The sequence below is a fragment of the Geobacillus vulcani PSS1 genome (genome assembly GCF_000733845.1).
Lineage (GTDB): Bacteria > Bacillota > Bacilli > Bacillales > Anoxybacillaceae > Geobacillus > Geobacillus vulcani.
The window spans coordinates 2,851,705-2,878,259 of record NZ_JPOI01000001.1; the positions used below are offsets into that span (position 1 = coordinate 2,851,705).

Consider the following 26,555-nt stretch of genomic DNA (forward strand, 5'->3'; position numbering starts at 1 on the left):
TCTTGTCCTCGGTGAGCGCACATACAAAAAGCCGCCATCTTCCGGCGGCATCGTTCATGATACGACTCCGGCTTGCGAAGCCGGGGCAAATTCGATTTCAAACCCAAGATCCTCAAGCATTTGATAATCGGCTGACTTTTCTTGTCCAGCGGTCGTCAAATAGTCGCCGACAAAGATCGAGTTGGCGGCATACAGGCCAAGCGGCTGAAGCGAGCGCAAATTCACTTCCCGCCCGCCGGCGATGCGGATTTCTTTTGTTGGATTCATGTAACGGAACATCGCCAACACCTTCAGGCAGTAGCGCGGGTTCAGTTCGTTCGTCCCCGCCAGCGGCGTGCCGTCGATCGCATGCAAAAAATTGATAGGAATGGAGTCGGCGTCAAGCGCCCGCAAACTGCGCGCCATATCGATGACATCCCGTTTCGTTTCTTTCATGCCGATGATGACGCCGGAACAAGGCGAAAGACCGGCTTCCTTCACCGTTTCCACCGTCCGCACCCGATCGTCGTATGTATGGGACGTCGTAATGTTCGGATGGTGCTGCTTTGACGTGTTGATGTTATGATTGTAGCGATCCACCCCCGCCTCTTTCAGCCGCGCAGCCTGCTCCGGCTTTAAGATCCCAAGGCAGGCGCACACTTTCAGCCCGAACCGCTCTTTAATTTCCTTGACCGCAGACACAACGATGTCGATCTCTTTATCGCTCGGCCCCCGGCCGCTGGCGACGATGCAGTACGTCCCTATGCGCAAACGGTATGCTTCTTCCGCTCCGCGGAGCAGCGTTTCTTTATCGACCATTTTATACGTTTTCACCGACGCCGTCGATACGGCGGACTGCGAACAGTAGCCGCAGTTTTCCGGACAGAGGCCGGACTTGGCGTTGATGATCATATTCAGTTTCACTTTGTTGCCGTAATAGGCGCGGCGGATGTGATACGCCCCTTGCATTAAGGCAAGCAGCTCCTCATCCGGACAGTCTAATATCGCCAACGCTTCCTCATCGGTCAGCTCATGGCCTCTGAGCACTTGTTCAGCCAAGTGAAGCCAATTTCCCATCTTCCCTCTCCCCTTTCCACATCATTACATTTATCGTAGCGGACAAAAACGATAATTGTCAACTTATTTTTATTATAAGTTTACTTTTAGAAGGCCCTCACCATAAAAAACAGGCTGCCGTATAGAACAGCCTGTTCCCTCTTTATTCATTCAGCGCCTCAACTTTTCGACAATATCGCGGGCGATCCAGACGCCGCAGGCGCTCGCCTGTGCCAAACCGCGCGTAATCCCCGCGCCGTCGCCGCCGACATACAGCCCGGCAATTTCCGTTTCAAAACGGTCGTTCAGCTTCGGGCGCGCCGAGTAAAATTTCGCTTCGACTCCATAGAATAACGTATGCTCAGAGGCAAGCCCCGGAGTGACATGGTTGAGCGCCTCCGTCATTTCGATCAAGCTTTTCATCGTGTTGTACGGCAAAACGAGGCCTAAATCGCCCGGCACCGCTTCTTTTAACGTCGGTTCGATGAACCCTTCTTTTATGCGCTTTTCCGTCGAGCGCCTTCCTTTGAGGATGTCGCCGTATTTTTGCACGATGATGCCGCCGTTGGACAAAGCGTTCGCCAGCCGAGAAATTTCATGGGCGTATTCGTTCGGCTTGTCAAATGGATCGGAAAACTTATGTGAAACAAGAAGGGCAAAGTTCGTGTTGTTGCTGCCGAGTTTTGGATCCTTGTACGCGTGGCCGTTGGCGAGCATAATGCCGGAGTGATTTTCCACCACGACGTGTCCGGACGGGTTGCTGCAAAACGTGCGCACTTGCGTTCCAACCGACGTGTTGAAAATGAATTTTCCTTCATACAGATGTTCGTTAATTTCTTGCATGACGATGTTCGATGTTTCCACACGCACTCCGATGTCAACCTGATTGTTGATCATCCGCAAACGGCGCTTGCGCAAGATTTTGCTCAGCCAAACCGAGCCGTCGCGCCCCGGAGCGATGACGACTTTTTCCGCTGTCAACGTTTCTCCGTTTTTCAGCACAACGCCTTTCACTCGATGGCCGCTCTCCGTCCGCTCGGTCACGATATCATCCACTTCCGTTGTAAAGCGCATCGCGATCCGCTCGCGCAAATATTCAAAAATGCTTTTTAAAATTTCCAAGTTTTGTTCGGTGCCTAAATGACGGACATAGGCGCGCAATAGCTTCAATCCGGCCGCATAGGCGCGCCGCTCGATCTCTTTCACTTTGTCCGTCATCGGGTCGGTGATCGATGTCGTCGCTCCGTGCTTCAAGTTGATCTCATCGACATAGCGGATGAGCTCAAGTACAGTCGAAGCTGGCAAATAGTCGGTCATCCAGCCGCCGAATTCGCTCGTGATGTTGAACTTGCCGTCCGAATACGCCCCCGCTCCACCGAAGCCGTTCGTGATCGAACAGGCCGGCACACAGCCGGCGTAATCTTTTTTTCCGGCCGGCGGCGGGCATTTCTCAATTTTTTTCTGTAAAATCGGACAGTTGCGCTTATAGATATCATGCCCTTTATCAATCAAGAGCACGTTCGCTCCAGGCAGTTTGAGCGTCAGTTCGTAGCAAGTGAAAATGCCGGCCGGCCCGGCGCCGACCACGATGACATCATAATGATTGTTCATGATCCATCCCCCATTTCTCAAGTTCCATTCGAAAGTATACGGAACATTTGGCGGTTCGTCAAGGAAAACACGAACTTTAACACCGAATATAACAAGAAATGTTCGATAAAATAGAGATTTGTATAAAGCTAAAAAAATTGATATGGTGATAGAGAATGAATAGCAGGGAGGGAAAGGAATGCGGTTTTTCGTGAAACATTTTCTGAACGGCATGCTGACAATCGTGCCGATTTTACTCGCCGTCTACCTGTGCTACAAAGTGTTCACCGTTTTGGATGGGTTGCTTGGTCAATATGTCCGTCCGTATTTGGATGGCCGCTACATTCCCGGCCTAGGCCTATTGGCGACTGTTGCGCTCATTACCGTCTGCGGTTGGCTGTCGACGCAATACATAAGCGGCCGCCTGATTCGATTGATCGATCGGTTGCTTGAAAGCATTCCCTTGATGAAAACGGTTTATTCCGTGGCCAAAGATACAATCGCTTCCTTCGTCGGAGAAAAACGATCGTTTTCGCAAGTTGTGCTCGTTACCATGCCGGAAAGCGGCTGGAAATGCCTCGGTTTCATGACGATGGATGATGTCGGTGCTTGGCACGATCCTCTCGCCGACTACGTCGCCGTCTATATCCCACAGACGTTTCAAGTCGCCGGGTTCACCCTGCTCGTTCCAAAAGATCAAGTGGAAGCCGTCGACATCTCTCCGGAAGAGGCGATGAAATTCATCCTCTCCGGCGGTATGGCCGTCCGAAAGCAAAAGCGGCTGCCCGAATGACAATGGGCAGCCGTTCGTATGGCCATCCAAAACGCGGTCTGGCCGTCAAAAGTATCGCTTTTTCCAAAAGATGTACGCCGTCGCCGCTGACAGTGAACCGGCGAGCGCCATCGCGATCAAAAAGGCATACGGAGAGTGTTGATACGGAATCGGTACGTTCATGCCGTAGAAACTCGCCACCATCGTCGGCAGCGAAATGACGATCGTAATGGCCGTCAAAAACTTCATCACAATGTTTAAGTTGTTTGAGATGACCGAAGCGAATGCGTCCATCATGCCGCTTAAAATGCTGCTGTATACTTCCGCCATTTCAATCGCCTGCTTGTTTTCGATAATGACGTCCTGCAGCAAATCCTGGTCATCTTCGTACATGCGCAAATAGTTGAGGCGCATGAGCCGCTCCATGACGATGTTGTTTGCTTTGAGCGACGTCATGAAATACACCAAACTTTTTTCCATGCTGAGAAGCGAAAACAGCTCCTTGTTTTTCATCGATTGGTGCAACTCTTTTTCGATTTCGCTCGTCCGCCGATTGATTTGCTTCAAGTAGCGCAAATAATACGTGGAAATCATGTACAACATTTGCAACGCAAAGCGCGTCTTCATAAACGTGTAAAAGTTTTTGATTTTATTTTTGGAGAATTCTTCGAAAATCGGATTTTCCTGCAAGCACACCGTAATAAAACACGTGTTCGTGATAATCATGCCGATCGGAATCGTCTCGTAAATCGGGCCGTCCACTTCATCATGGGCGACAATTGGAATGTCGACGATAATGAGCACATGGTTGTCTTCTTTTTCGACGCGCGACCGCTCCTCGTCGTCCAACGCGTCTTTGATCGAATCGATCGGAATGTCCAAATGGTGAGCGATGTAGCGAATTTCCTCCTCCGTCGGGGCAACGAGGTTGATCCAACAACCATTTTCAATATGATCGATCTCGCGCATTTTGCCGCTGGCATCGGACAAATACATTTTCATCATCTGGCATCCTTCCTCCTTTTCACGCGAGGAAGGCGGCGCCTTTTCCTTTCCGTCCGGAGCTCGTTTTCGTATGATGAGCAGCCGGCAAGAAAAGGAACAGGCCGCGTTCCCCGCTGTATTCCGGTTCCGGTTCGTTCGGGCTTGAACTACTCATATACGAAAACGCCACTCCTTTCAAAAAAGATGTCCCTCAAGTAATGATAGCGCGGACCGGCCCGTTTGTATAGTAGGTGCCATAAAAAAAGCAGCCTACTGGCTACTTTATTCACAAAACAGTGCGATGTTCAACCATTCTGCTCGATTCGGCTTTTTTATTCGCTCGATGGCGTCGTGTTGAAAAAATCAGGCGCTTGTTTGTCAATTTGCCGGCGATTGGAACTGGGCGGGCGTTGTTCTTTCTTTTGGCCCATCACCCCATCCGATTCGTAGCTTGGCGCAAACGGCCGCTTTTTGTTCATCATCTTCACCCCCTCGCTTTTACTATTCGCCGTCGGCCGGCATTTTACTCGAGCCAGTCAGGGTTAGAGTAATCTATTTTCCACAAATTGTTTCACCCTCAAATTGTCAGTCAATGTTCACACAATCGTTTTACCGGCGCCGTCCATTCACTTATAATAAACAAGTGAGGAGGGGAAACCATGAACATTGTGATCACCAAAAAAGCGTTCAATTGGTACAAGCGGGAGCTCGGGCTGAAACCGGGAGATGCGGTCCGCTTTTTTGTCCGCTATGGGGGATGCAGCACGGTGCAAAGAGGGTTCTCGCTTGGCATGAGCAAAGAAGAGTCGGTGGATGAACCGGCAGCGCAGACGACGGTGGACGGCATCACCTTTTTTGTGGAAGAGGGCGACCAATGGTATTTCGACGGCGGCAATTTAACGGTTGATTGGGACGAAAAAAGCGACGAGCCGGTGTTTCTGCTTCATTGAAATCTGCCGCCGGCGCCGTCAAAACGTCCTTCACACGGGTTCGCGACAAAGGAAAAAGCTAGCGTCAGAGCTAGCTTTTTCGAATGATGGCGATCGTACAGCGGGAGATGCAAACAAGCTCCCCTTGCTCATTGGTAATGCGCACATCCCACACCATCGTCGTCCGCCCGCGGTGCAACACCGTCCCTGTCGCCGTCACTGTCCCGCTGCGGACGGAGCGAACATGGTTGGCATTAATCTCTAATCCTACAACATTTTCCTTATGTAGATCAACAAGCGCATATGCGCCGATGCTTGCAACGGTCTCAGCGAGCGCGACCGAGGCGCCGCCATGCAACAGCCCTGCCGGCTGGTGCGTGCGGTGGTCAACCGGCATCGTCGCGACGACGCGGCCTTCGCCAAGCTCGACAATCTCGATGCCGAGCGTATCGATCAACGTATGTTTCGCCATTTCCTTCACAGCGGTCAAATCCATCATCATTTCTTCTTCCCCCGTTTCGTGAATCGTTCCAGTTCGAACAGCCGTCCTTCTTCACGCAAAATGCGCGTTTGCGTCTCGCCGAGCAAGTCGAAATGCGGAAACTCACCGCGTCGGTCGATCCACTCTTCTTTCAGCCCGTGCTGCCGCCCCCAAGCGGCGAGTTTTTCGACATCGGCGCAGCCGACTTTCGTCACCGTCGTGCAATGGGGAAACCGTTCATCATACCAATAGTGAGTCAAAAAGGCGATTTCACCGCGCTTCACTTTCTCTTTCCACGCCGCGAGCTCATGTCGGCGGATGCCAAACGCCATCGCACCGCTCCCCTTTACCGCTTCGCCCGTTCATAGGCTTCATGCCAGTCAGGAAAATATTTGCGGATCACAATCGGCCGAAACGTCTCGCGCTTGACGCAGACGTGCTGCGACTTGCCGGTGACGGCCACTTCGCCGTCCGGAGCAAGAATTTCATAGCCATACGTGACGCGGATGCCGTCATAAGCATCAATCCATGTGCGAACGGTGGCGGTTTCCCCATAATGAAGCGGCTTTTTGTACGAAACGTGCAAGTCGACAACAGGCGAAATAATGCCTTTTTTCTCCATCTCGGCATAATGAAAGCCAAGCTGTTTGATCAATTCCGTACGCCCGATTTCCATCCAAACTAAATAGTTCGCGTGGTAGACGACGCCCATTTGATCGGTTTCCGCATAACGCACTTCAATTTGTTTTTCTGCCACTTTCACGTTCGTTCTCCCTCCATTTTTTTCCGCGCCTCCTCTTCTATGTTACCATTCGCTCGTCGGCTCGCTCAAGCGGCAGACAAAAAAATGAAGCAGCCCCCCGCATGAGGGCTGCTTCGTTTACTGGTAGCCGTGTTCCCGTGCAGCTGCTTCGTCCTTAATTTCCGCGCGCATCGCGGCGATCGCTTCTTCGCGGCGGCGGTTTTTCTCCTGAATCTTCTCCTGTTCCTCCGGCGAGGCAAACTGCATCGTTTCCTCGGCTTTTTCTATGTTCTCAATGGTGTTTTGCACCATTTCTTGCAACTTTTCCACATTGTCGCTGCGGTCATCCGGCTTCGGACGCGGCATACCTGTTTCCTCCTTCACAAGAGTTTCCAGCTATTCGCCCTTCGTTTGGATGACTTGGGCGTGTTGGCCGGATTGGTCCTGCATTTGTTTGCCCTTATTTCCCCCTGCGGCGCGAGGCTGTGTGCCGATATGGTTCGGCACGAAATGTTTTCGGCTTCCTTTCGGATTGCTCATTGTCTTCGCCTCCTCGCCATCTAGTCTATCCGCCCGGAGAACCGCTATGCATGGGTTATTCTGCTTTTTTGAGCATCCGCTCTTCCAGCTTTTTCTCGATTTTTTCGAGCGCTTCCCGATCGTTCAATAACTGCCGTTTGTTCTCGCTGATCAATTCTTGGAGAGTCATTTTGCGGGATCGTCTCATCGCTTCAACCTCCCCTCACTTTTATTGTAATCTTATTCATGCCCAAAAAAGATAAAAATTATGACAACTTTTTGAAAAATAGCCGCGCATGAAAAAAGCGCTTTCCGTAGCCGTTGGTCGGTCAACGAAAGAGCGCTGTGGCGTTCTCGAGCCGGGCTGCCGTCACCGGGCCGACGATTTTTTGCCGGATGACGCCGTTCGGGTCGATGATATACGTTGTCGGAATGGTCTGGACTCGATATTGATGAAGCGCCTCGCCGCGGACATCCAAGGCGACTGGCAGCGTCAATTTCCTGCTTTTCGCAAATCGCTCCGCGTTATCGAGCGTGTCTTGGGTGGTCAAATGGACCGCCAACACCGCGACTTCATGACCATGCTGTTTGTAAAACTTCTCGAGTTCCGGCATTTCTTCTTTGCATGGCGGACACCATGACGTCCAAAAGTTAAGGACGACCGCTTTGCCGCGCCAATCGGAGAGCTTGACCGGCTCGCCGCCAAGCATCGGCAGCGCCAAGTCGGGGGCTGCATGGCCGATTTCCGGGCCGATCTCGGTTTCGCTTGTCTCATTCGGTTTCTCGGCGGCCATCGCATCCCAAAGGCCGTATCCGGTGGCGGCTAAAAGCAAAAGAACGACCAACCATTTTCGCACCTTTTTCCCTCCCTGTCGGCCAGCGCCCTTTGCCGTTCTGTCCATGATTATAGCACATACGTTTGTCTTTGCCAACGCTGCTGCTCACGACAAAAAACGAGGGGCGCGCCCTCGTCGTTACCGGATGTTGGGATGGTCATTTTTCATTTTTTCCGCTTCCACTTCCGCGTAGGAAGCGAATTCGCTCGTCCATTCATTAAAGCCGTTTTTCTTTTTCGCATTGTTGTTCCGTTGGGCATTCGCATTGCCAAGCTTTGTCCGGCCCATGCGCTCTCCTCCTCTTGTTCCGTCGGTTCACACATAGTATCGCCCGCCGGAGAAAAACTATGCACAAGACACGGGGCTCCTAGCTAGACGCTTGAAAAACGCCTATGCTGAAGAGGAAGGATCGCCCGTTTCGACCGGATGGTCCGGATAGGAAATCCAATCGCTGAAACTGCCGACATACAGCCGGACGTTGCGGTAACCGGCTTCCTTTAAAGCGAGCACGTTCGGACAGGCGGTGACGCCGGAACCGCAGTAGACGATCAGCGGCGCCTCGCGGTCAAGATCAGCGAATCGCGCCGCTTGCTCATCTGGGCATTTCCAGTAGCCGCCTTCTGCCACCCCATCTTTCCAAAACCGATGCACCGCACCGGGAATGCGGCCAGCCACCCGGTCGATCGGCTCTTCCAAGCCCATGTACCGCTTCCACTCGCGCGAATCGATCAGCACAGCCGAGCGATCGCGCACAGCGGCGCGCACATCCTCAACCGTCGCCAGCCATGACCGATCAGGCCGCGGCTGAAACCGCCGCGGCGCTACGGCAGGAATGCCGTCCGTCACCGGATGGCCTTTCTTTTTCCACTCGCTGTAATTGCCGTCTAACACGTAAACGCGCTCATGGCCGAAATAGCGAAGCAGCCACCAACAGCGCGCGGCCATCGCTCCATCTTGGTCATCGTAGGCAACGACCGTCATCGTTTCATCGATGCCGGCGCGGCCAAACACAGCCGCTGCTTGCTCGGCCGATGGCAGCGGATGGCGGCCGCCGTGCTCCGCCACCGGACCGGACAAGTCGCGCTCCAAATCGATATACACCGCACCGGGAATATGATCGTCCCGGTAAGCCGAGGCGCCTTTGGACGGGGCGCCGAGCCAAAATCGGCAATCAAGAATACGAATGGTTTCTTCGGACAAATGGGCATGCAGCCATTCGTGGGAAACGAGCGACGCCATGTTCTTCTCCCCCTTTTCGTTTTGCCTGCCGATCCACTTGCCTATGCGCTTCAGGCGCGCCAGTTGGCCGGTGATGGAAGGGAACGTGTGGCTTCCCATCCTCGTTTTTCAAATCGAAACATTTGGCGGCATCGATCCTTCTTTTCGCACGTTCACTCACCGATGAGAGGGAAACGGCCGTTGTTCACCGACCTTCTAGGCTCGAGCGTGCTGGCCGTCTTCTCTGTTCCCTTGTGGCGGCCGTTTCCCTTCCAGCCGGCTCACATAGTCGCGCACCATTTCCAGCGTCACGTACCGGCGCGCCGGCACGAGGCCGCCTTTGGCCAGTTCGTTCATTTGTTTCGTCACTTCGTTGATCAGCTCGACCGTAAACGGCTCGCCGCGGCGGCAACGCTCGACCGCTTCTTCGATATGCCGCTCGCGCTCGGCATCGAGCATGGCAAACTTTTTCAAGACGGCATGCTGTTTTTGTACGTGGGCGGTAATCGCTTGATGCACTTCACTCAATGGCTCTCGTCCTTTCCTGCTTCTTTTTCCATCAACCGCTTGACGTTCGGTTTCGGTGTCCAACAGTTGAACCGGTAGTTTGGTTTCGTCGCATAGCCAAGCCGGCGGCAATACGTGTAGAGCCCGTCGGCCCGTTTTTCGATGCCATAGTGGATGCATGTCGCACAAGCGTGAAACCGGTTCATGGCTGCGCCTCCTCGCTTTGAACGGGAAGAAGGCGGCGAAGCGCCGCTTCGATGCGGCGGAGCGTCTCACCGTCCCCCCTGTTGGCGAGCGCCGCCATCAAACCGTCCATATAGCTGTCGACTTGGTCGGCGAGCGCGGCGGCCAACGCGGCGACGGCCGTCTCGTATTGCTCACTATAAGCGGAGACGATCCGCTCTTTTTGCTCGGCCAAATACTGATCGACCGGCTCCATGAGCGCGGTTTCGATTTCCTCTTTCATCCGCCGCTTTTCATCGCGTTCAAAAAACGATTTGGCGTTTTTATAGAGCGAAAGCGCCTTGGCAAACCGCGCCCGATCCACATCGCTAAGGGCGTTGGCGAACTCCGGCGCCGCAAAAACAGCCGTTTCCGGCGGCGTAAGAGCCACTGACGGATCGAGGCTTCGAAGCTCACGGCCAAGACGGGCAAACTGCTCATCCAGCCGCTTGCGCAAAAAGGCCTCTACCCGCAAGCTTGTCGCCCTCATCTCCTGCGCCAAATCAAAGCCGACCGCCGCAAGCAGCTCGTCAAGACAGCGCGCAAGCACTTGGCGCATCGGCCCTTGGCCGTCGCGGAGCACCGATGGATGGAACGCTTCCTTAAACAGATCGTTCAAGCGCAGGAACACGCGCTGTTTCACGTAATAGAGCAGCTCCTCCACCTCTTGGCGAAGCGCTTGCCGGCCGTGGGCGTCATCGGCGCCGGCGAGCAGCGCATGCATCTCTTCGCGAATGCGCGCCAGCATTTGTTGTTTGGCCGCTTTTTCCGCCTCACTCTGTCCAGCGGCCCGAGCGTACTCTGCGGCTGCCTGATGCGCCCGCGCAAGCTCAGCGCAGGCGCTCTCGACCGCCACTTCGGCCAGCTCTTCGGTCAAGAAGCGGAAAAAATCGGCCTCAAAAGCGGGCAGCCCTGAATCCGCCAAAACGTCGTGCGACACGGGCCCCGCCCCGGTTTTCTCCGCCAGCGCCAGACGGCTCGAGAGCGCATAAAGGCGCGGAAAACGGATGCCGAAGCGGGCGAGTTCGCTGTTCATGTAGGAGACGACCGCATCGAGCTCCTCCCGCGACTGAGCCAAATCAGCGGCGTTGATGACAAAAAACATTTTGTCAAGGGAAAACGCATCCTTAACGCGCCCGAGCTGAAGCAAAAATTCGCGATCCGCTTTCGAAAAGGCATGGTTGTAGTACGTCACAAACAGCAGCGCATCGGCATTCTTCATATAATGGAACGCCACTCCGGTATGCCGGGCGTTGAGCGAATCGACCCCCGGCGTATCGACAAGCGTCACCCCTTGGCGGGTGAGCGGGCAATCGGCATACAGGACGACCTCGTCTAAGAAACACGACACCGCCTCATCCGCGACATACCGCTCTAATTCGTCAAAGCCGACCGACAGCGCCGCGCCGAGCTGGCCGCCCATCCGCTCATAACCGGCCGCAACGGCCGCCAAAAAGGCAAGGTGCGGCTTTTGCGCCGGATGCATTGCTCCGGATTCAGCGATGCGGGCGCAAAGGCGAAGCGCCTCCTCCCATGTATCGGCCTCCAGTCCAAACTGGCGAAGCGAGGCTTGAACATCCTCCCACATTTGCCGCTCGCTTTTGACGTTGACCACCGCCATTCCGTGCGGATGCTCTTGGTCAGGCGGCGCGATTTTGCTGATGGCAGCGGTTGTCGGATTGGGCGATGAAGGCAAAAGCGGCGCGCCGAGCAAGGCGTTGGCGAGCGACGATTTACCGGCGCTGAAAGCACCAAACAAAGCGACCGTAAACGAGCGCTCACGGAGCCGCCGCGCTTTGACGCGCAGCGGGCTGGCAAAACGAGAGAGCAGTTCGGACTGCTCGAGCCAAGCGGCCGCCGCCTCCAGCCGCTCGGCCGCTTCTTCGCTTCGCAGTTTTTGTCCGCTAGGCCGCGCCCGCGAGAAATCGTCCCGTTCTCCCGCCGCCCGGCTGCCGGCCGCTCTTTTCTGACTGAGCGCTTGCTCTTCGGAAACACGATTCATGGTCTCCCGCGGCTCATGCGGCCGCACCGCCGCCTCGGCATGGCGCGCCCTCTGGAATGAAGGGGCGGCGGTCAGCACAGCCAGCTGTTTTTCATCGAGCGTTTGGCCATCGTTAGGGGTGGGGGCGGCGAGCAGCTGCTCGAGCATGTGACGCCGCTCTTCCCGCTCCGCTTCAAGGCGGGCCAAATGGGCGGCGAGCTCCGCTTTTTCGCGCGCTGCCGACAGCTTGACGCGCAATGCCGCGATTTGCTCGGCCGCCCGGTTGGCCGCTTGTTCCCCAAGCTCCGCCACCAAAGCGAGCGCTGAGTCGCGGTACCGTTTTTTGAGCGCCGCCGCGACATCATCGGTATAATTCAACAGCGCCGCACCGCGCGAATCCGTTCCGTGTTTGACGAGGCCTGCAAGCAGCGATTCATCCCACTCCACCGTCCACTGTTGACACTTGCCAAGCCAGGCGGCATCGGCATCCCACTCATTTCCAAACCGCAGCAGCAATTGGCGGACATGCCATTCGATCTGCGCGGTCGCCTGTGCTTTCACGCTCTCATAAAACGCCGCCAACCGCCGTTTGCGCTCCTCTTCCGTCTTCGTCTTGGAAAACAGCCACCCGACCTTAAAGCTAGTCTGCATGGCTTCCAAGTACGCCCCGGCCCGCTCTCTCGTTTCAAACGGCATTAAATAAGCATTGTGCAGCACGCGCTCCAGCTCCGTGCGAAACGACTCTTCCAGCCGCGCCGCCGCCGTTTGCGTCTCGGCAAGCTCGACTTCCAAGCGATGGAGCTCTTCGGCGGCCGCCTCACCCGCAACGCCGCCAAGCGCCGCAAGCCGCTCCTGCATCTCTTGCGCCAACTTCTCATGCTGAGCGCACAACTGCTCAAGATGGCGGGCGACGATCCATTTCAACGATGATTCAGCGCCGCGAACGAGCCATTCGTCCTTGTCGGCAAACAGCCGGCGCAAGCAACTTGACAACGCCTGCCACTCGCTGTGCGGATGGGACGGCGCTTTCAACGAGAGGAAAAACAGTCCGGCCGCCTCGATCCCCCAACGTTGGAACGCCTCGACCGCCGAAGCGCGAAACGCCGCGAATGGCAGCTCCTCATCGCGATGTTTGTCAATTTGATTGATGACCAAATACACCGTTTTTCCTTCATCGGTCAACTGTTTCGTAAATTGAACGTTTAATTCCGCCTGGACATGGTTATAATCCATAACATAAAAGATGACATCAGCAAGATGGAGGGCCGACTCCGTCGCCAGCCGGTGGGCGTCGTCCGTCGAGTCGATGCCCGGCGTGTCCAGGATGGCGACGCCCGGCGGAATGGCGCCCGTTTCACGGCTGATTTCAATCCACTCGATCGTCTCCCCGTCCCGGCATTGCGCGCGGATGAGGTCCGGATCATACGGCGGTTCGTACTCCACCGGCGCCTCGCGGCGATAAAAGACGCGCACATAATCCCGGCCGGCCTTCACTTTCACAAGATTGGCGCTCGTCGGAATCGGGCTCGACGGCAGCAGCGGCTCACCGAGCAGCGCATTAATCAAGCTGGATTTGCCGGCGGAAAAATGGCCGCAAAAGGCGACAACGAGCTCCCCGGCCGCCGTTTTTTCAATGAGCTGCTTCACTTTACTGGCATTATCTGAATCCCCCGTTTGATGGAGCAGCTCATGCATCTTCATCATTTTCGCCAGCCACGGCCGCAATGACGGCGGTCTAACAGCAACATTCCCCATGATTCAAACCCCTTTGTTTCCGTCAATGTCATTTACATTCATTTTACTGCATTTTGTCCCGTTTCCCAATAGGAAAAACGAAAAATCCCGCCCATCAACAAGGCGGGAGCGCATTGAAACATCGATCAACAGGGAAATGAGGGCTTCTCTCCATCTTTTTAGGAGGGCGTCAACCTTCGGGAGATGCTTGGCCAAAAGCGCGGCCGGGTGCGAAACGCTTCCTGATAGTCTGTCAACGCCGCCAATGCCCGCTCCTCTGTTTTGATGCGAACCAACAGCAGCAACGCATTAAGAAATGAAAAGACAACGGCCGTCAGCCGCGCCTGAAACAAAAGCGGCAGCAGCGCGATCTCCAACATGACGACCGCATAGTTCGGATGACGAATCCACCGGTATGGCCCTTTTTTCACGACCGGGCGGTTGGGCACAATCAAAATTTTCGTATTCCAAAAGCGGCCGAGCGACAAAATCGTCCACGTGCGCAGCCCTTCGACGGCGAGAAAGAGTGGAAACAAAAGCGGCCAGCGCCGCGACGGGCGGGCGCCTTTTCGAAGCGCCTCGACAGCCAGCGACAAAAGAAAGAGCACATGGAGCGACACAAGCCACGGATAATGGCGGGCGCCCACCTCTTTCGCCCCGAGCGCTTTCACATACCGTTCGTTCCGTTTCGCAAGCCAAAGCTCAACCAAACGCATCCCGACCACCGCGAAAAACACGAAGGCAAACCGCATCATCATTCCTCCCATTTGAGCAGCACCATCTCGGCGCTAAAGCCGGGGCCGAGGGCAACGAGCAGCCCATACCCGGGCGCAAGCGGCTGCCGCATCACTTCCTCCAGCACAAAATAAACGGTGGCTGACGACATATTGCCATATCGGGCCAACACCTCTCTGGCCGCCTTGGTCTGTTCCATGCCGAATCCGAACGCTTCCTCATACGCCTCAATCACCTTTTTCCCGCCCGGGTGGGCGATAAAATAGCGAAGGTCGCGAAGCCTCAGCCCGTTCTCCTGCAAAAACGACTCCACTTGCGGGCGCAGCCATGCGCGGACGATCGACGGAATGTCTTTTGAAAAGACGACAAACAGCCCTTCATCACGAATCTCCCACCCCATCACATCTTCCGAGCGAGGCATCAGCGCCGATCGGGCGGCGATGATGCGCGGCGCGCCGCTGTTTGGCGCTGCTTCATCGCCGGCGACAAGCACACAGGCCACGCCGTCGGAAAAAAGCGATGTGCCGATCACATTGCTTTTGGATACGTCATTCGCCTGAAATGTCAAACTGCAAAACTCAGCGGCAATCACAAGCGCCTTCGCCTTCGGAAACGCCCGGCAATAATCGGCCGCCCGCGCAAGGCCCGCTGCCCCGCCCGCACAGCCGAGCCCCCAAACCGGCACCCGCACGGCGGAAGGAGAAAACGGCAGCACGTTCATCAGCCGGGCCTCGATGCTTGGCGTGGACAAACCGGTCGTTGAGATGTAAAACAGCGCATCGACCGCCTCATGGGGAATCGGGCCGTCAGGGGTGTTCTGCAAGCAGTTGTTGGCTGCCTCGCCGCTGTAGCGGACGGCGAGATCCATATACACGGCATTTTTCTCGCCGAAACCGCGCGGTGTGCTGTACCAGGCAAGCGGCTGAACAAACGTGCGCGTCCGAATGCCGCCGTTGTCAAAGGCCTGCAGCAGCCGCTCGGCGCGCCCGAGGCGCCCGGCAAACAGCCCGGCGACATGCCGCTTCACTTCGTCTTGGGAAACGATATATGGCATCGTTGCCGTGCCGATCGATAAAAGGGTCGGCATACCAACACCTCGGTTTGTTCCTCTTTTTGCTTAGGATGCGCAAAAAAGCAAACCATATGCAGACAAAAAGCATCCCGTGCGTCTTATGATTGGAAAACCGCTGATCATCCAAAAGAAGGACACATGCAAAAAACAGGCGCGGACAAAGCCGGCCTGTTTTTTGGGAAGGAAAACGGTCTCAAGTGAGGATATGAACTGAGATGCTTAGCGTTATTTCGCTTTTAAAGCGCGGATTTCGCTCTCATGCTCAAGCAGATGCAACGCGAGGGATTGAAGAACGAGCTCTTGCCTAGCTTGTCCGGTGATGATTTCATCGATTTTCTGCTGCATTTGGGCAACGGTTTGCTTGATCGTTGACACGTCTCGCAGCGTCTCCAATGTCTCCATAACGGCTTGCCGAATAAACGGCAATTCGGCGACATCTTCCTTTGTTGCCATCGTCTGCTCGACGCGCTCAACGCGTTCCTCCATGCGCCCGAGGCGCGCATCCATGTGCTCAATGCGTTCTTCCATGCGCTCCATACGGGCATCCATGTGCTCGAAGCGCTCTTCCATGCGTCCCATGCGGGCATCCGTGTGCTCAACGCGCTCTTCCATACGCCCAACGCGCGCATCCAACGACCCCACATCCTCCCGCATGGCCACCACCGTTTGTTCCAGCTGCCCCAGGCGTTCGTTCGTCTGCGCCACGTCTTCTTTCGTCGCCATCGTCTGCTCGACGCGCTCAACGCGTTCTTCCATGCGTCCCATGCGGGCATCCATGTGCTCAACGCGTTCCTCCATGCGTCCGACGCGCGCATCCAACGACGCCACATCCTCCCGCACGGCCACCACCGTTTGTTCCAGATGCCCGAGGCGTTCGTTCGTCTGCGCCACATCTTCTTTCGTCGCCATCGTCTGCTCGACGCGCTCAACGCGTTCTTCCATGCGCCCCATGCGGACATCCATGTGCTCGAAGCGCTCTTCCATGCGCCCAACGCGTGCATCCAACGACGCCACATCCTCCCGCATGGCCACCACCGTTTGTTCCAGCTGCCCGAGGCGTTCGTTCGTCTGCGCCACGTCTTCTTTCACCGCGGTCATCGTCTGTTCAAGCCGCTCGATGCGCTCATTCGCCCGGGCGATGTCGGACTTCGTTGCCATCTCCGCCCGCATTTGCCGCAGCTCGTCAAACAGGCGCACCACCCATTCGTCCATGGTTTCACCTCCTTCTCCCTTTCCATTATATCATCGCACTTCCACCATCTTCTACTCTTTTCTCTACAAATCGACACGCAACAAAAAAGCCCTCTTTGCTTCCCAAGCTGATCGCGGGAAGCAAAGACGGCGATGAAACTGATGACCTTTACACGTTTACGAGATTTTTTGTTCCTGCAGCGGCAGTGCAGCCGATTTTCTTACCTTACCGAAATGGAAGACAGCATTTAAGATGATGGCCGTCATGCTGCCAGCGACGATGCCGCTGTCCGTCAAAATGCGGAGGCCAGCCGGGAGCTCGGCAAACAAGTTCGGCACCGCCGTCACCCCGAGCCCGACGCCGATCGAGCAGGCGATAATGAGCAAGTTTTCTTGCACCGCCAAGTCAACGTGGCTTAGCATTTTCACGCCGTAGGCGATGACCATGCCAAACATGGCGAGCATCGCCCCACCGAGCACTGGGGCTGGAATGATCGTCGCCACGGCCGCGATTTTCGGCACAAATCCAAGCAAGATGAGAAACAGAGCGGCGGCGTAAATGACGTTTCGCGTTTTCACGCCCGACAACTGCACAAGGCCGACGTTTTGCGAGTATGTCGTATACGGGAACGCATTGAGCAGCCCGCCGATCATGATCGCCAATCCTTCGGCGCGGTAGCCGCCCGCCAAATCCTCATCCGTCAGCCGACGGCGGCAAATGTCAGACAAAGCGAAGTAGACGCCGGTCGATTCAACGAGGCTGACGATGGCGACCAACACCATCGTCAACACGGCCGGGCCATGGAACGACGGAACGCCGAAATAAAACGGCTGCGGCAGGTGAACCCACGACGCTGCGGCGACGGCTGTCCAGTCCACTTTTCCCATCGCGGCCGCGACAGCGGTACCGACGGCCATCCCAAGCAAAATAGCAATCGAACGGACAAAGCCTTTGAAGCAGCGGTAGAGCACAACAATAAGCGCGAGCACGCCAAACGACAACGCCAAGTTGGCCGGGTCACCGAAATCTTTCGCCCCTTGCCCGCCCGCCATATTGTTCACGGCTGCCGGAATGAGCGTCAAGCCGATCACCGTGACGACGGAACCGGTGACAACCGGCGGGAACAGCGCCCGCAGCTTGCCAAAATACGGGCTGATCAACACGACGACAAGCCCGGCGCAAAGGATCGACCCATACACGGCCGGCATTCCGTATTGTCCGCCGATGGCGATCATCGGCCCGACCGCTGTAAACGTACAGCCAAGCATGACCGGCAAGCCGATGCCAAACCATCGATTTTTCCATACTTGTAAAAGCGTTGCGATGCCGCATGTCAGTAGGTCAACGGCCACTAAATACGTAAGCTGCTCCCCCGACAGCCGAAGCGCGCCGCCGACGACAAGCGGGACAACGATCGCCCCGGCGTACATCGCCAACACATGCTGGATGCCTAAGGACCCAATTTGCCACCATTTCATGTTCATCGATTCATCACCTCTTCGTGAAATCGAATGACGCCATCCGCGAGCGAAGCGATGCGGGCGAGCGAAACGACGCGGAATCCGCGCGAACGAAGCAGCCGGCCGCCGTCTTGAAACGATTTTTCAATGACAATACCGATGCCAACGACAGCTGCTCCCGCTTGACGAACGACCTCCACCATCCCGAGCGCCGCCTGGCCGTTGGCTAAAAAGTCATCAATAATGAGCACCCGGTCAAGGCCATCAAGCAGTGAACGGGAAACAACGATCTCGTTGGCCTCCTGCTTCGTAAACGAATACACTTCCGCGCGATACACCTCACCGGTCATCGTCAGCGGCCGCCGCTTGCGGGCAACGACAAGAGGAACACCGAGCTCATAGGCCGTCATAAGCGCCGGGCTGATGCCTGATGACTCGAGCGTCAACACTTTTGTCGGCCGCTCGCCGCGAAACTGATCAGCGAACTCCTCGCCGATCCGCTTCATCAAACGCGGGTCGACTTGGTGGTTTAAGAAGCGGTCGACTTTGAGCACCCCGTCGGCGACAACTTCCCCTTCAGCGACAATTTTCTCGAGCAATGCGCGCATACCGGTTCCCTCCCAATAAAAAAAGCTTAAAAAACACCGGCCTCACTCATTCCATGAGTCAGGCAATGTCTTTTAAGCCAAAAGCAAACAGAAGGCGCAAAGCGGCCATGGCCGCCTTCCTTCCGACATTGCCACTCATAGTCAGCCGATTTACGGTCGGCTGGTAGAGACTCGCAAGCCGTATTCTTGCGATTATATGAGTGAGTCAGCGTGATTTAGTTATTAGCAGTATACCATGACCAGCGGCGGTTGAGAAGCGTTTTTTGCTAAAAAGACGAACGTTAAAGGATAAAAAATATGGATTATTCGCTTTTTATCCCTTTGCTGGCACGAATCCGCGCTTCGATTTTTGATTTCAAACCGTTTCGAGTTGCACCCGACCGAAGGACAATCATCCGTGGTGGCTTTTCGTTCCTCCCCATCGTTTTCATGCATTTTTCACAATCGTCACCATTTGTTCAAACTTCCCGCATCGTTTTTGTGAGAAAAGTCACTGTTGCCTTTGTTTTCTACAGTTATGATAGTGTCAAAGCAGGGAAATCTGCCGGTTGGCGCGCCTGCCTTACTGATGTTATGGGGGATGAATTCAAAAAAGAGGAGGGATGCAACATGGCAAAACCAGAGTCGACCAAACCGACGGCGGCGATCCGGCAACCAAAAAAAGAGAAAGAGCCGGTGCTCGGCGGCACGCTGGCGTCTGTGTTTTTGCTCGGCTTTTTCATCATTTTCGCCTGGGTCAGCGTCTACTTTTTATTTTTGCACCGCCTGTAAACGGCAAGGGAGGGACTGGATATGCACATGCATAAGTACGAAAAAATTTGGCTGACGTTTGGCATCGGCTGTCTCGTTGTCTTTTTGACCGTCGTCGGCGTGAGCGCTTTCGCTGCCGGACAGCAGCCGCCAAGCTGCTTGACGACGATCGATCCAGAGAAAGTGGACACGACCTCGCCATTCAATCAGCCGGGGCTTGTCAAAAAAGGAAACAACGAGTACGAACTGAACATCGTCGTCGCGGCGTTTTCCTTTACGCCAAATGCCATTGAAATTCCGAAAGGAGCGAAAGTGACGATCAACGTCACCTCGAAGGATGTGATCCATGGGTTTGAAATCCCGGGAACCAACATCAACATGATGGTCGAACCCGGCTATATCAACAGCTTGACGACGACGTTTGATCAGCCCGGCGAATATACGATTCTGTGCAATGAATATTGCGGCGCCGGCCACCATATGATGACGGCGCGCATGAAGGTGGTGGAGTAACATGGTACAATCGTTGGAAAAAGTCGATCGCCGCGACGCCAAACTGGCGCTGGCGCATTTGGTTGTCGCTTTTGTTGCTCTCGCCTTAGGCGGCTTCGCCGGCCTATTGCAAACGCTCGTCCGTTCCGGCAAGTTTGAACTGCCGGCCGGCATCAGCTACTATACGATTTTAACAACGCACGGCGTCCTGCTCGGGCTCGTGCTGACGACGTTTTTCATTATCGGCTTTCAGTTTGCCGCCGTCAGCCGCACGACCGGGGCGTTCACGAATCGTACGCGCCGGTTGGGCTGGATCGGCTTTTGGATGATGACAATCGGCACAGGCATGAGCGCCTTCTTCATCTTGACGGGGAAAGCGTCCGTCTTATATACATTTTACGCGCCGCTGCAAGCGCATGCCGGCTTTTACATCGGGTTGGCGCTTGTCGTTGTCGGCAGCTGGGTGAGCGGATTCGCGATATTTGCCCACTATGCGCGCTGGCGAAAAGCGCACCCCGGCGAGGCGAGCCCACTGCTGGCGTTTATGTCGGTGACGAATATGGTGCTATGGCTCATCTGCACGCTCGGCGTCGCCGCGACCGTCGTCTGTCAGCTCATTCCGTGGTCGCTTGGGCTCACCGACCGGGTGAACGTGCTGTTAAGCCGGACGCTGTTTTGGTATTTCGGCCATCCGCTCGTTTACTTCTGGCTGCTGCCAGCGTATATGGTTTGGTACGCCGTCATTCCGAAAGTGATCGGCGGCAAAATCTTCTCTGATTCGCTCGCGCGGCTGGCGTTCATCTTGTTTTTGCTGTTTTCGATTCCGGTCGGCTTCCACCATCAATTGCTCGAGCCGGGGATTTCGCCGTTTTGGAAATACGTGCAAGTCATCTTGACGTTTATGGTCATCATTCCGTCGCTCATGACCGCATTTGCCATGTTTGCGACGTTTGAATCATACGGCCGCTCGCAAGGGGCCAAAGGCTTATTTGGATGGCTGCGGAAATTGCCGTGGGGCGATGCACGCTTTTTCGCGCCGTTTGTCGGGATGCTGTTTTTCATTCCGGCCGGCACCGGCGGGATTATCAATGCTTCGCATCAGCTGAACCAAGTCGTCCATAACACGATTTGGGTGACCGGCCACTTCCATTTGACCGTAGCGACGACGGTCGTCTTAACGTTTTTTGGTGCGTCGTACTGGCTCATCCCGCATTTGACCGGCCGGGTGATGACGAAAGCGATGAACCGGCTCGCCATCATGCAAACGGTCGTTTGGGCGGTTGGAATGACGTTTATGTCCGGATCGATGCATTTGGCCGGCTTGCTTGGAGCGCCGAGACGTTCCGCCTTCTCGACGTACGGCAATTCGCCGCAGGCGCTCGAATGGATTCCGTATCAAATCGCACAAGCTGTCGGTGGAACGATCTTATTCATCGGCATCGTTCTCATTCTTGTCATCGTCATCAACTTGGCGTTTTTCGCCCCGAAAGGCGAAACGGAATTTCCAGTCGCCGAAGCGGCCGCCCCGCAGGAACGAGCCGCGCTGGCGCTCGAAAACTGGAAACTTTGGCTCGGCCTTGTCGTTGCATTGATTTTGATCGCCTATACGGTGCCGTTGATCGACATTATTCAAAACGCCCCGCCGGGGTCGAAAGGATACAAACTATGGTAAAAAAAGAGGGCGTCTCCCAGTGGCAGCGGGACGCCCTCTTTGATCATTGCGCCGATCTGCGCTTCGTTCATCAGTCCGGCCTCTTGTTCTTCACCCAAATGCGGCGGCTGTTGAGCCGCCCATGCGCTCAAGGACCCCACCTTGAAGAGCCGTCCTTTTGCCGCATCGCTCCCCTTTATAATTTATAATCGATAAAGCGCCTTATATTTTTCTTCTAAATACTGAATCAAGTCATCGGCTTTGAGCGGTTCGCCCGTCGCGTCGCGCACAAGGTCGAGCGGCTTCTTCGTTTTGCCGAATCGGTGAATGCGGTCCGTCAGCCATTCACGGATCGGCGCAATCGTTCCTTCCTCAAGCAGCTGCGCCAAATCGAGCTCCTTCTCCATCGCTCGCTTCAACTGCGCCGCATACATATAGCCGAGCGCATAGGACGGGAAATAGCCGAAGCTGCCGCCCGACCAATGAACGTCCTGCAGCACGCCGACCGCATCATTGTGCGGACGGATGCCGAGATATTGTTCATACTTCTCATTCCAGACATCCGGCAAGTCCGCCGCTTCAATCTCGCCCGCAAACAGTTGTTTTTCGATTTCATAGCGAATGATGATATGAAGCGGATACGTCAATTCGTCGGCTTCAATGCGGATGAGCGACGGCTTCGCTTCATTGATCGCCCGGTAAAACGCGTCCAGAGACACGCCGGCAAACTGTGCGGGCGCGTATTGCTGGAGGCGCGGGTAGAGCCGCTTCCAAAACGCGTAGTGGCGTCCGATCATATTTTCAAAAAAAAGCGACTGCGATTCATGAATGCCCATCGACGCCCCGCCCGCAAGCGGCGTGCCGATGAACGCCTCGGAAATGTGCTGCTCATACAGCGCATGGCCGCACTCATGGATCGTGCCAAAGATCGCGGTGCGGAAGTCGCGCTCGTCGTAACGCGTCGTAATCCGAACATCGTTCGGATTCAGCCCGATCGCAAACGGGTGGACCGTCTCATCAAGCCGCCCTTTGCCGAAATCGTAACCGAGTTCCACAAGCAACTCCAGCAAAAAGGCGCGCTGTTTTTCTTTCGGAAACGGAGCGAACAAAAACGACGTGTCCGGCTTGTCCGGCGCTGAGGAAACCGCCTGCACAAGCGGAACGATGCGTTCGCGCAATTGGCCGAACCATTCGTCAAGCAGCTCCACCGTCATGCCCGGCTCATACTGATCGAGCAGTGTGTTGTATGGATGCCCTTCATATCCCCAATAGCCGATAAAGCGGCGCTGAAACTCGACGATGCGCTCCAAATACGGCCGAAACAGCGCGAAGTCAGCGGTTGCCTTCGCCTCCTCCCAAACGCTTTCCGCTTTGGAACAAAGAATGACGTATTCCTTATACTCATCGGCGGGAATTTTTTTATTGCGCTCATATTCCTTTTTGCACTCATCGAGGGTGCGCTGCGTCACTTCATCAAGCTGTTCGTAAACGCCCTGCGGCGACAGCTTGGCGATAAACGCCGCCATTTCTTCCGATGTCGACATGCGAAACACTTCTTCCGAAAGCATGCCGATGACTTCGGACCGCTGCTCCACCCCTTTTTTCGGAGCGCCCGTCCGCAAATCCCAGTACATGAGGCCAATCGCTTCGCGGTAGCCCATCATTTTTTTGACATATTGCAAAAACTGCTTTTTGATCTGCTTCATCGCGCTCAGTCCCCCTATGTATTTCGTCGGCACATCATCATTTCCATCATGAACCGCCTTTTTCCTGCTTGCCAATGGTGAAATGTTGTGCTCGGCCCACTCGGCCCAAAATGAACAAGGAGGGGAGAATCTTATTCTCCCCTCACCGTTGTCGGCAACACGTCTTTGATCGCCGCAATGACGCGTTCATCTTCCCGGTCGGTGACGAAAATGGAAACGATGCCGCGGTCGTCGCGCGTGCGGATGAGCCGTCCGACCCCTTGGCGAAGGCGAAGCAACATATACGGCACATCGACGTCCCAAAATGGATTGCGATACGCTTTTCGCTTCGCCTGAAACACCGGATCGTTCGGCGGATACGGCAGCGACCAAATGATGACGTTTGAAAGCGACGGCCCCGGGATGTCAAGCCCTTCCCATAAATGTTCCGAACAAAGCACCGTCTCTTCGTTGCGCTGAAACTCGGCGACCAAATCGCTGATTTCGCGGTCGCCTTCAAACAAAAACGAAAACGGTTCGCCAGCAGCCGCTTCTTTGAACTCGAGCAGCTCCTCGCGCGTCGGGAACAAAAGGAGCGCCCGCCCTCCGGTTTCGCGCAGCTTGTTGAGCGCATACTCGTACTTTTTGGCAAACAGCGTCTCGTCCGCGCGGAACGTCGGCATATAAATCGCCATCTGTTCGTCATAATCAAACGGCGACGGCACGCTGAACGACAAATAGTCATCGATGCCTAAACTTTGCGCTATATATTGGAATGATTTTCCGTTTGATAGTGTTGCCGATGAAAAGACAAACGGCATGCGTTTGCTGAACACTTTTTCGCGCAGCACTTCCTGAACCGTACGCGGCATGACGACAAACGTCGCCTCTTGACGCGACGACTCAAGCCACGTAATGGCATCGGCGTTTGTCAGAAACAAGTCGAGTGAATACTGAATTTGGTCCAAATATTCATCCACAATGTTCAGCTGATAATGATCGATCGTATACGTCTCGCTTTCAAACACAAGCTCGTTGCCGATTTCGACCATTTGGCCGCGCAGCCGCTTCGCCCATTGCTCAAGGCGCGGCGACGGCAAAATTTCTTTCCGATTCGAACCGGGAACCTCTTTCGCGCACGCTTTCAGCTCATCAAAAAAGCGCACGCTCGTCTCCAGCGTCTCCTCAATTAAATAGGCGAGCTCTTCGCGGATGTCGTTTTCAAGAAGCCGTGTCAGCAACGTCTCAAGCGTCGTCTCTTTCATTCGATAGGTCAACGCCTTTTGCGCAGCGAACTCTAACAAATGCCCTTCGTCAAATACAACACAGCTCGCTTCCGGCAACAGCGGCAGCTGGCCTTCCCGCTTGCGCGCTTCATACGTCCAAACATGTTCCATATAAAAATCGTGCGAGCAGACGATTAAATCCGTCGCCTTCCGATAATAGTCGCGCCAAAGCGTCTGGCCGCAGCGATGCCGCTTTTCGCACGTGAAACAGTCTTGAAACGGATCCCAAGCGATTTTTTTCCACTGTTCATCGGTCAGATAGGCGTATTCTTTTCGGTCGCCGTAGCGATAAAACGATTGCATGGGTTTGTTGTCGTGGACAAAGGACGGAAGTTCATCGTAAATTCGCTCGTACAGCTCGATGTCGTCATCATCATACGTCGTTACTTCTTCCAGTTTATTCAAACATAAATATTGATCCGGCGATTTCGCCAATCGAACGTCGATCTCAAGCCCCAGTACGTTCGACAGCTTCGCGATATCCCCTTCTTTTTTGACAAGCTGCTCAATCAACGTCTCATCGGCGCAGGCGATGATGGCCGGTTTGCCAGTATAGCGGGCGTAACAAATCGCATACAGCAAATAGACGATCGTTTTTCCCGTCCCGACCCCCGCTTCAGCAAAGATCACCTTTTTCTCGCGAAACGCCCGCTCAAGCTGAAACGCCATATAAATTTGCTCATCGCGCAGCTCAAAACCGGCTTCCGGCAAAATGTCATAAAAAACATCGCCGATCCACTGGCTCAACTTATCAAAAAAGTTTTCATGTTTTTCTACAACAAACGGATAACGCTCACGACTCATCGTCGCCACCCCTCCAATTGGCATAAACTCCCCCGCCTATCATGCAGAAGCGCGCAACACTCTTGTTGCGCGCTCGATCCCTAGTAACAAGACAATATTATGATCGATGGCCGTCAAGAAGTCAACTTTTAGCTTCGCGCGGCGGCCGCGGGCCCCAGTACTGGTAGTAATGCGTTTCAATAAAGCCGTTAAACAATTTGCGCCGCTTCGTCGCCGGACGGCCGTAATGCGTTTCAAAACCGCGGTGGGCGGTTAAAATGTACACCGACCACGTATCCAAGGCGGTGAAGGTGCGACCGATGGCGCGATAGAGCGCTTCAACCTCCCGCCGTTCACCGAGCCGCTCACCATATGGCGGGTTGCCGACGATCACTCCGTATTGTTGAGCAGTACGAAACTGCTCAGCCCGCCCGACTCGAAACGACAGCAAATCCGCAAGCCCCGCCTCCGCTGCGTTCGCCTTGGCGATTTCCACCATCTGCGGATCGGCATCGATGCCGACAATATCTAAGGGCTGGTCATAACGGGCCCTCTCTTCTGCTTCCCCGCGCGCCTTCTCCCATAAATCTTCTCCGATCCACGGCCATTGTTCAGAAACGAAGTCACGGTTAAACCCGGGGGCGATGTTTTGCCCGATCAGCGCCGCCTCAATGGCAATCGTGCCCGACCCGCAAAACGGATCTACGAATGTACGTTCTGGAGTCCAGTTGGTGAGCAGCACTAAAGCAGCGGCGAGCGTCTCTCTTAGCGGCGCCTCCCCTTGACGAACGCGATAGCCGCGCTTATGCAGCCCGGCGCCGCTTGTATCGATCGTCAACGTCGCGATATCTTTGTGAAGCGCCACCTCAATCCGATACAGCGGGCCGGTTTCCGGAAACCACGACAAATGATAGCGCGCTTTTAAGTTTTCGACGACTGCCTTTTTCACAATGGCTTGACAGTCGGAAACGCTGAACAGTGTGGATTTGACCGACTTGCCGATCACCGGAAACGCGGCGTCTTTCGGCAAATAATCGGCCCACGGCAACGCCTTCGTTTGCTCAAACAACTCCTCAAATGTCGTCGCCCGAAACTCGCCGACTTTCAGCTTCACACGGTCAGCGGCGCGCAGCCAAAGGTTGGCCCGACAAATGGCGAGCGCATCGCCTTCAAACGTCACTTTGCCGTTCTCCACTCGGCAGTCGTAGCCAAGCCGGCGCACTTCTTCCGCGACGACCGATTCGAGCCCCATCGCGGCCGTGGCAATCAACGAAAATGAAGTCATTATGTT

Annotated in this window: 29 protein-coding genes and 1 riboswitch; of the genes, 5 read left to right on the top strand and 24 right to left on the bottom strand. The window is 55.1% G+C overall.

All coding sequences use genetic code 11. From position 1 onward, the window contains the following. Positions 1-54 precede the first annotated feature (54 nt). Entirely contained in the window at positions 55-1,056 is a 1,002-nt protein-coding gene (gene bioB / locus N685_RS0115340) for a biotin synthase BioB (protein ID WP_031409782.1), read from the bottom strand. 150 nt (positions 1,057-1,206) lie between these two features. Further along, positions 1,207-2,646 carry an NAD(P)/FAD-dependent oxidoreductase gene (locus tag N685_RS0115345; RefSeq protein WP_031409784.1) on the bottom strand — a complete coding sequence of 480 codons (1,440 nt, stop codon included), beginning with the start codon at positions 2,644-2,646 and terminating at the stop codon, positions 1,207-1,209. Between the two features lie 178 nt (positions 2,647-2,824). Between N685_RS0115345 and N685_RS0115350 the strand changes: the two genes are divergently transcribed. After that, complete coding sequence (locus N685_RS0115350; protein ID WP_031409787.1) at positions 2,825-3,418, top strand: DUF502 domain-containing protein; 594 nt, start codon at positions 2,825-2,827, stop codon at positions 3,416-3,418. Between the two features lie 45 nt (positions 3,419-3,463). On the opposite strand, the gene N685_RS0115355 is transcribed toward N685_RS0115350, so the two are convergent. Together N685_RS0115355 and N685_RS19855 are read right to left on the bottom strand one after the other, a co-directional pair. Continuing rightward, positions 3,464-4,402, bottom strand: coding sequence for a magnesium transporter CorA family protein (locus tag N685_RS0115355; RefSeq protein ID WP_031409789.1), 939 nt, complete (start codon positions 4,400-4,402; stop codon positions 3,464-3,466). A gap of 311 nt (positions 4,403-4,713) precedes the next feature. Next, positions 4,714-4,860: a hypothetical protein gene (locus N685_RS19855; RefSeq protein ID WP_167333007.1), complete on the bottom strand. Its 147-nt coding sequence runs from the start codon at positions 4,858-4,860 to the stop codon at positions 4,714-4,716. A 180-nt stretch (positions 4,861-5,040) separates the two neighbouring features. On the opposite strand from N685_RS19855, the gene N685_RS0115370 reads away from it, so the two are divergent. Then, complete coding sequence (locus tag N685_RS0115370) at positions 5,041-5,331, top strand: HesB/YadR/YfhF family protein (protein ID WP_031409791.1); 291 nt, start codon at positions 5,041-5,043, stop codon at positions 5,329-5,331. A 70-nt stretch (positions 5,332-5,401) separates the two neighbouring features. Here the strand turns inward: N685_RS0115370 and N685_RS0115375 are convergent, their stop codons facing one another. The 17 genes from N685_RS0115375 to N685_RS0115455 all read right to left on the bottom strand — a co-directional run bounded on the left by N685_RS0115375 (position 5,402) and on the right by N685_RS0115455 (position 18,617). After that, complete coding sequence (locus N685_RS0115375; protein WP_031409793.1) at positions 5,402-5,809, bottom strand: hotdog fold thioesterase; 408 nt, start codon at positions 5,807-5,809, stop codon at positions 5,402-5,404. Next, a complete protein-coding gene (locus tag N685_RS0115380; RefSeq protein WP_031409795.1) occupies positions 5,809-6,123 on the bottom strand; it encodes a hypothetical protein in 315 nt (104 codons plus the stop codon). Before N685_RS0115380 ends, N685_RS0115375 begins: the two co-directional genes overlap by 1 nt. A 14-nt stretch (positions 6,124-6,137) precedes the next feature. Beyond that, positions 6,138-6,554 carry an acyl-CoA thioesterase gene (locus tag N685_RS0115385; protein ID WP_031409797.1) on the bottom strand — a complete coding sequence of 139 codons (417 nt, stop codon included), beginning with the start codon at positions 6,552-6,554 and terminating at the stop codon, positions 6,138-6,140. Between the two features lie 117 nt (positions 6,555-6,671). Beyond that, positions 6,672-6,899, bottom strand: coding sequence for a small acid-soluble spore protein Tlp (gene tlp, locus N685_RS0115390; RefSeq protein WP_031409799.1), 228 nt, complete (start codon positions 6,897-6,899; stop codon positions 6,672-6,674). A gap of 30 nt (positions 6,900-6,929) precedes the next feature. Next, a complete protein-coding gene (locus N685_RS0115395; RefSeq protein ID WP_011231056.1) occupies positions 6,930-7,073 on the bottom strand; it encodes an acid-soluble spore protein N in 144 nt (47 codons plus the stop codon). Between the two features lie 55 nt (positions 7,074-7,128). Continuing rightward, the gene (locus tag N685_RS19210) at positions 7,129-7,260 is read right to left on the bottom strand and encodes an FbpB family small basic protein (RefSeq protein ID WP_011231055.1); all 132 of its coding nucleotides are present in this window, start codon (positions 7,258-7,260) and stop codon (positions 7,129-7,131) included. Between the two features lie 121 nt (positions 7,261-7,381). Then, positions 7,382-7,909, bottom strand: coding sequence for a TlpA family protein disulfide reductase (locus N685_RS0115405; RefSeq protein WP_031409801.1), 528 nt, complete (start codon positions 7,907-7,909; stop codon positions 7,382-7,384). A 117-nt stretch (positions 7,910-8,026) separates the two neighbouring features. After that, positions 8,027-8,176, bottom strand: coding sequence for a hypothetical protein (locus tag N685_RS19860; RefSeq protein ID WP_167333008.1), 150 nt, complete (start codon positions 8,174-8,176; stop codon positions 8,027-8,029). Positions 8,177-8,278: 102 nt separating this feature from the next. Continuing rightward, positions 8,279-9,127, bottom strand: coding sequence for a sulfurtransferase (locus tag N685_RS0115415; RefSeq protein ID WP_031409803.1), 849 nt, complete (start codon positions 9,125-9,127; stop codon positions 8,279-8,281). 195 nt (positions 9,128-9,322) lie between these two features. Further along, on the bottom strand, positions 9,323-9,634 hold the full coding sequence (locus tag N685_RS0115420; RefSeq protein WP_051870827.1) for a YpbS family protein: 312 nt from the start codon (positions 9,632-9,634) through the stop codon (positions 9,323-9,325). Then, the gene (locus N685_RS0115425; protein WP_031409807.1) at positions 9,631-9,819 is read right to left on the bottom strand and encodes a hypothetical protein; all 189 of its coding nucleotides are present in this window, start codon (positions 9,817-9,819) and stop codon (positions 9,631-9,633) included. The genes N685_RS0115420 and N685_RS0115425 overlap by 4 nt, the downstream gene beginning before the upstream one ends. After that, positions 9,816-13,571 carry a dynamin family protein gene (locus tag N685_RS0115430; RefSeq protein ID WP_031409809.1) on the bottom strand — a complete coding sequence of 1,252 codons (3,756 nt, stop codon included), beginning with the start codon at positions 13,569-13,571 and terminating at the stop codon, positions 9,816-9,818. Before N685_RS0115430 ends, N685_RS0115425 begins: the two co-directional genes overlap by 4 nt. A gap of 158 nt (positions 13,572-13,729) precedes the next feature. Further along, on the bottom strand, positions 13,730-14,308 hold the full coding sequence (locus tag N685_RS0115435) for an isoprenylcysteine carboxyl methyltransferase family protein (protein WP_031409811.1): 579 nt from the start codon (positions 14,306-14,308) through the stop codon (positions 13,730-13,732). Next, positions 14,305-15,372 (bottom strand): type III polyketide synthase, encoded by a 1,068-nt coding sequence (locus N685_RS0115440; protein ID WP_031409813.1) that lies wholly within the window; start codon positions 15,370-15,372, stop codon positions 14,305-14,307. The genes N685_RS0115435 and N685_RS0115440 overlap by 4 nt, the downstream gene beginning before the upstream one ends. 210 nt (positions 15,373-15,582) lie before the next feature. Next, on the bottom strand, positions 15,583-16,569 hold the full coding sequence (locus N685_RS0115445) for a coiled-coil domain-containing protein (protein ID WP_031409815.1): 987 nt from the start codon (positions 16,567-16,569) through the stop codon (positions 15,583-15,585). 156 nt (positions 16,570-16,725) lie between these two features. Continuing rightward, positions 16,726-18,033 (bottom strand): nucleobase:cation symporter-2 family protein, encoded by a 1,308-nt coding sequence (locus tag N685_RS0115450; RefSeq protein ID WP_031409817.1) that lies wholly within the window; start codon positions 18,031-18,033, stop codon positions 16,726-16,728. Next, complete coding sequence (locus N685_RS0115455) at positions 18,030-18,617, bottom strand: xanthine phosphoribosyltransferase (protein WP_031409818.1); 588 nt, start codon at positions 18,615-18,617, stop codon at positions 18,030-18,032. Before N685_RS0115455 ends, N685_RS0115450 begins: the two co-directional genes overlap by 4 nt. 118 nt (positions 18,618-18,735) lie before the next feature. Further along, positions 18,736-18,837: riboswitch (purine riboswitch) on the bottom strand. A gap of 389 nt (positions 18,838-19,226) precedes the next feature. Here N685_RS0115455 and N685_RS0115465 point away from each other — a divergent pair. The 3 genes from N685_RS0115465 to N685_RS0115475 are packed head-to-tail and all read left to right on the top strand — an operon-like array spanning position 19,227 to position 21,531. Further along, positions 19,227-19,388: a cytochrome c oxidase subunit 2A gene (locus N685_RS0115465; protein WP_031409822.1), complete on the top strand. Its 162-nt coding sequence runs from the start codon at positions 19,227-19,229 to the stop codon at positions 19,386-19,388. Positions 19,389-19,409: 21 nt separating this feature from the next. Continuing rightward, positions 19,410-19,880 carry a cytochrome c oxidase subunit II gene (locus N685_RS0115470; protein WP_031409824.1) on the top strand — a complete coding sequence of 157 codons (471 nt, stop codon included), beginning with the start codon at positions 19,410-19,412 and terminating at the stop codon, positions 19,878-19,880. Position 19,881: 1 nt separating this feature from the next. Then, entirely contained in the window at positions 19,882-21,531 is a 1,650-nt protein-coding gene (locus tag N685_RS0115475) for a b(o/a)3-type cytochrome-c oxidase subunit 1 (protein WP_031409826.1), read from the top strand. Between the two features lie 182 nt (positions 21,532-21,713). Here the strand turns inward: N685_RS0115475 and N685_RS0115485 are convergent, their stop codons facing one another. The 3 genes from N685_RS0115485 to N685_RS0115495 all read right to left on the bottom strand — a co-directional run bounded on the left by N685_RS0115485 (position 21,714) and on the right by N685_RS0115495 (position 26,549). Continuing rightward, the gene (locus tag N685_RS0115485; RefSeq protein WP_031409830.1) at positions 21,714-23,216 is read right to left on the bottom strand and encodes a carboxypeptidase M32; all 1,503 of its coding nucleotides are present in this window, start codon (positions 23,214-23,216) and stop codon (positions 21,714-21,716) included. A 131-nt stretch (positions 23,217-23,347) separates the two neighbouring features. Next, positions 23,348-25,285 carry an ATP-dependent DNA helicase gene (locus tag N685_RS0115490; RefSeq protein WP_031409831.1) on the bottom strand — a complete coding sequence of 646 codons (1,938 nt, stop codon included), beginning with the start codon at positions 25,283-25,285 and terminating at the stop codon, positions 23,348-23,350. 121 nt (positions 25,286-25,406) lie between these two features. Continuing rightward, a complete protein-coding gene (locus N685_RS0115495; RefSeq protein WP_031409833.1) occupies positions 25,407-26,549 on the bottom strand; it encodes a THUMP domain-containing class I SAM-dependent RNA methyltransferase in 1,143 nt (380 codons plus the stop codon). Between the last annotated feature and the right edge of the window lie 6 nt (positions 26,550-26,555).